We start from the raw sequence: 5168 nt of genomic DNA on the forward strand, positions 1-5168 counted from the left end.
TGGGGTCGGCGGTGGACGTCGTCGAGGGGCGGGTGCGGGAGCGGGGCTGGCGGTGTTCGCGGTTGCGGGTGAGTCATGCGTTCCATTCGCCGTTGGTGGAGCCGGTGTTGGAGCGGTTCCGGGAAGCCATCGCCGGTGTCGCCTTCGCTGCCCCGCGTATTCCCTTCGTGTCGACGGTGGAGGTCGGGGCGACGCCCACGACTGCCGACTATTGGGTGCGTAACGTCCGGGAGACGGTCCGGTTCGCCGATGCCGTGGCGCATCTGCATGCGCAGGGTGTGACGAGGTTCGTGGAGGTCGGGCCGGACACCGCGCTCACCGCCGCCGGGCCGGACTGTCTGCCGGAGGACGACGCCACCGCCGTATTCGTCCCGTTGATGCGTCGTGACCAGCCGGAAGTCCGCACTCTGGCGGCCGGGTTGGCGCGGTTCCAGGTGCACGGTGGCGCGGTGGACTGGGCGCGGTACCTGCCCGCCGCCGACCCGGTCGACCTGCCCACCTACGCCTTCGAACACCGCCGCTACTGGCTGGACAACGTCGAACCGGCGCAACGGGGCGGCTACCCGCTGCTGGACGCGACCGTGGAGTTCGCCGAGGAGGACGGGTTCCTGCTGTCCGGTCGGCTGGCCACTCGGGCGCAGCCCTGGCTGAGGGAGCACACGGTGCTCGGCGCGACGGTGGTGCCCGGCAGCGTGTTCGTCGAACTGGCCCTGCACGCCGCTGCGGAGGCCGGTGCAGGCGAGGTCGCCGAACTGACCCTGCAAGCGCCGCTGGTGCTGCCCGAGCACGGAGCGGTCGAGTTGCAACTGAGGGTCGGCGCGCCCGGCGCGGCGGGGGACCGGCCGCTGACCGTGCACGCCCGCCCGGCCGGGGACGGCACCGCCTGGACCTGCTACGCCCGCGCCGTGCTCGGCACGGTGGTGGCCGCGCCGCAAGCCGACTTGGATGTTTGGCCGCCACGGGACGCCGTAGCACTGGACGTCGGCACGGCCTACGCCGAGTTCGCCGCCACCGGGCTCCAGTACGGCCCGGCGTTCCAGGGGCTGCGGGCGGCCTGGCGGCGCGGCGACGAGATCTTCGCCGACATCGCCCTGCCCGAGCTCACCGACACCGCCCGCTACGGGCTGCACCCCGCGCTGCTGGACGCGGCGCTGCACGCCATGCGCTACCTGCGTGAGGACGAGGGCGGTGGCGAGGACGACCGCACCCTGCTGCCGTTCGCCTGGAGCGGGATCGCGCTGCGCCGCACCGGGGCGTCCGCGCTGCGGGTGCGCATATCCGCCGTCGCCGCCGAAGCGGCCCGGATCGAGCTGGCCGACGCCACGGGTGCTCCGGTCGGCGTGGTGGAATCCCTCGCCGTACGGCCGATCTCGGCCCAACAGCTCGGCCACCACGAATCGTTGTACGTCGAGGACCTGGTGCCCGCGACCCTGCCGGCCGTTCCGGGCCCCAGCGTGCTGACCTGTGCCGACCTGGCCGAGCTGCCCGACCGGGAACTGCCCTCGGTGGTGGTGCTGTCGGCCGCGACCGAGGCTGATCCGGTCGCCTCGGCCGGGTGGGCGCTGGGCGCGGTGCGCACCTGGCTGGCCGAGGACCGCTTCGCCGACACCCGGCTGGCGCTGCGCACCCGCAACGCGCGCACCGACCCGGCCGCCGCCGCGGTCTGGGGCCTGCTGCGCTCGGTGCAGCAGGAACACCCGAACCGCTTCCTGCTCGCGGACGTAGAGGGCGTTGAGGGTGTCGAGGGCACTGACAGCGCCGAGATTCCCGCCACGGCGTGGAACATACCCGGTGGGCAACTGGTGCTGCGGGACGGCGAGTTGCTCGTGCCGCGGCTGTCCCCAGTCCCGCTGTCCAGGATCACCGACCGCGACGGCACCGCCTGGGACCCGTACGGCCCGGTGCTGATCACCGGCGGACTGGGTGCGCTCGGCGCGGCTCTCGCCCGGCACCTGGCCGCCGACTGCGGGGTGCGCGAGCTGGTGCTCACCGGTCGCCGCGGCGCGGACACCCCGGGCGCGGCCGAACTGGCCGCCGAACTCGCCGAACTCGGCGCCACCGCCCGGATCGTCGCCTGTGACATGGCCGAACGGGAGGCGGTGGCCGCGCTGTTGGCCGAGCACCCGGTGACGGCCGTCGTGCATGCCGCCGGGGTCGTGGACGACGGTCTGGTCACCGGCCTCACCGAGGAGCGGTTGCGGGCGGTGCTGGCGCCGAAGGTGCTGGGCGCGCGATGGCTGGACGAACTGACCCGCGACCGTGAGCTGACCGACTTCGTGTTGTTCTCCTCCGCCGCCGGGGTACTCGGCGCGGCCGGGCAGAGCGCCTACGCGGCGGCCAACGCCGCACTGGACGCGCTCGCCCGTGCCAGGCACGCCGCCGGACTCCCGGCCACCTCGCTGGCCTGGGGTCTGTGGGAGCAGCGCAGCGGCATCACCGGCGGGCTGGCCGAAGCCGACCTGGCCCGCATCGCCCGCGCCGGGCTGCGGCCGCTCGCCACCGCCGAGGCGCTCGAGCTGTTCGACCTGGCGCGCGCCGTCGACGAACCGGTGCTTGCGCCGCTGCGGCTGGACCGGGCCGCCATCGGGGCCGGCGGGCCGGTCCCGGCGGTGCTGCGCGGCCTGGTCCGGGAAACCCCCGCCCCGGCCGCCGTCGCAAGCGCCGGGCCCACCACCGCGCTGGCCGCGTTGTCCGGATCGGACCGGGCGGAGGCGCTGCTGACGTTGGTGCGCGCCGAAGCGGCCGGGGTGCTCGCCTACGACTCGCCGACCGCCGTGGCCGGACACCGCACCTTCGCCGAACTCGGCGTCGACTCGCTGGCCGCGGTGGAACTACGCAACCGGCTGTCCGAGGCCACCGGCATCAGGCTGCCCGCCGCGGTGGTGTTCGAATACGCCACCCCGGTGGCGCTCGCCGCGCACCTGCACGAGTCCATGCCCGCCGCGGACGGCACACGGGCCACCTCGGTGCTCGCCGAACTCGACCAGCTCGAAACGGCGCTCACCAGCGCCGAACCCGGCGCCGTGGACCGGGCGAAGCTGCGCATGCGGCTCACCGCGCTGCTGGCCAAGTACGGCGGCGAGGACCAGACCGGCTCCGCACCGGAGCCAGACCTGTCGTCGGCCTCCGACGACGAACTGTTCGACCTTGTAGACGACCTCGGCGCCAGCTAGGGGCAGGGAAGGATTCCGCGTGGCAAACGAGGACAAGCTCAGGGACTATCTCCGGCGCGCACTGGCCGAGGCACAGAGCGCACAGGGCAGGCTGGCCGAGATCGAACAGGCCCAGCGCGAGCCCATCGCGATCGTCGGCATGGCCTGCCGCTACCCCGGCGGGGTCGGCACCCCCGAGCAGTTGTGGGAGATGCTGGCCGAGGGCCGGGACGGGATCTCCGGGTTCCCCGCCGACCGCGGCTGGGACCTGGCCGGACTGCCGGTCGGGCTCGGCGGGTTCGTCGCCGACGCCGGTGACTTCGACCCCGGGTTCTTCGGCATCTCGCCGCGCGAGGCGCTGGCCATGGACCCGCAGCAGCGGCTGCTGCTGGAGACCTCCTGGGAAGCTTTCGAACGCGCCGGGATCGACCCGCACACCGTGCGCGGCAGCCGCACCGGTGTGTTCGCCGGGGTGATGTACCACGACTACGCGACGCTGATGGACAGCGTGCCCGAGGAGCTCGAAGGCTTCATCGGCAACGGGAACGCCGCCAGCATCGCCACCGGCCGGGTCGCCTACACCTTCGGTTTCGAAGGACCCGCCATCACCGTGGACACCGCCTGCTCCTCCTCGCTGGTCACCCTCCACCTGGCGGTGCAGTCGCTGCGCTCCGGGGAGACGTCGCTGGCCCTGGCCGGCGGCGTGACCATCATGTCCACCCCCGGCACCTACGTGGAGTTCGACCGGCTCGGCGGGCTGGCCGCCGACGGCCGCTGCAAGGCGTTCTCCGCCGACGCCGACGGCACCGGCTGGTCCGAGGGCGTCGGGATGCTGCTGCTGGAACGGCTGTCCGACGCCCAGCGCAACGGCCACCCGGTGCTCGCCGTGATACGCGGTTCGGCCGTCAACCAGGACGGCGCGTCCAACGGGCTGACCGCGCCCAACGGTCAGGCGCAGCGCCGGGTCATCGTCGAGGCGCTGACCAACGCGGCACTGTCCCCCCGGGACGTCGATCTGGTGGAGGCGCACGGCACCGGCACCTCACTCGGCGACCCCGTGGAGGCGCAGGCGCTGCTGGCCACCTACGGTGCCGACCGTGACCGGCCGTTGTGGCTGGGGTCGGTCAAGTCCAACATCGGGCACACGCAGGCCGCCGCAGGTGTCGCGGGTGTGATCAAGGTGGTGCAGGCGATGCGCCACGGGGCGCTGCCCCGCACGCTGCACGTCGACGAACCGACCCCGCACGTCGACTGGGCCGGTGGCCCGCTGGGCCTGCTCGCCGAGTCGCGGCCCTGGCCGGAGACCGATGTCCGCCGCGCCGCCGTCTCGGCGTTCGGCGTCAGCGGCACCAACGCCCACGTCATCATCGAGCAGGCCCCGGCCACCGAGACCACGCCGGAACCCACCGCGGAACCGGTGCTGCCGGTACCGGTCCTGGTCTCCGGGCGAGGCACGGAGGGCCTGCGCGGACAGGCCGCGCGGCTGCGCGAGCACCTGCTCGCCGAACCCGGCGCCGACATCACCGAGGTGGCGCGCGCGGCGGCGCTGTCCCGTGCCGCCCTGGAGCACCGCGGTGCGGTGCTGACCGCGGACCGGGACGAGTTGCTGGCCGGCCTGTCAGCCCTGGCGGACGGCACAACAGGCACGATCACCGGCGTCGCCGGACGCGATGGCGGCACTGGGTTCCTGTTTTCGGGTCAGGGTTCTCAGTGGTCGGGGATGGGTCGGGAGCTTCTGGCGCGGTATCCGGTGTTCGCCGCGTCGTTCGAGGACGTCTGCGGCCGTGTGGAGTCCGTTGTCGGGCGTCCGGTGCGGGAGATCGTTCTCGACGGTGGTGAGCGGCTGGATCAGACGTTGTTCGCGCAGTGCGGTCTGTTCGTGGTCGAGGTGTCGTTGTTCCGGTTGTTGGAGTCGTTCGGTGTGGTGCCGGACTTCGTGACCGGGCATTCGGTGGGTGAGGTGGCTGCTGCGCATGTGGCCGGGGTGTTGTCGCTGGACGATGCGGTGGCGTTGGT

General features: G+C 73.4%; 1 protein-coding gene and 1 pseudogene. Both read left to right on the forward strand.

Annotation, left to right across the window (positions count from 1 at the left end):
• A partial coding sequence (locus BMZ82_RS38850; protein ID WP_143099019.1) for a type I polyketide synthase occupies positions 1–3173 on the forward strand: 3173 nt, incomplete at its 5' end.
• Between the two features lie 25 nt (positions 3174–3198).
• Positions 3199–5168 (forward strand): annotated as a pseudogene (locus tag BMZ82_RS38855) (type I polyketide synthase); the annotation flags it as partial.

The sequence above is a fragment of the Streptomyces sp. yr375 genome, from assembly GCF_900110755.1.
Lineage (GTDB): Bacteria > Actinomycetota > Actinomycetes > Streptomycetales > Streptomycetaceae > Streptomyces.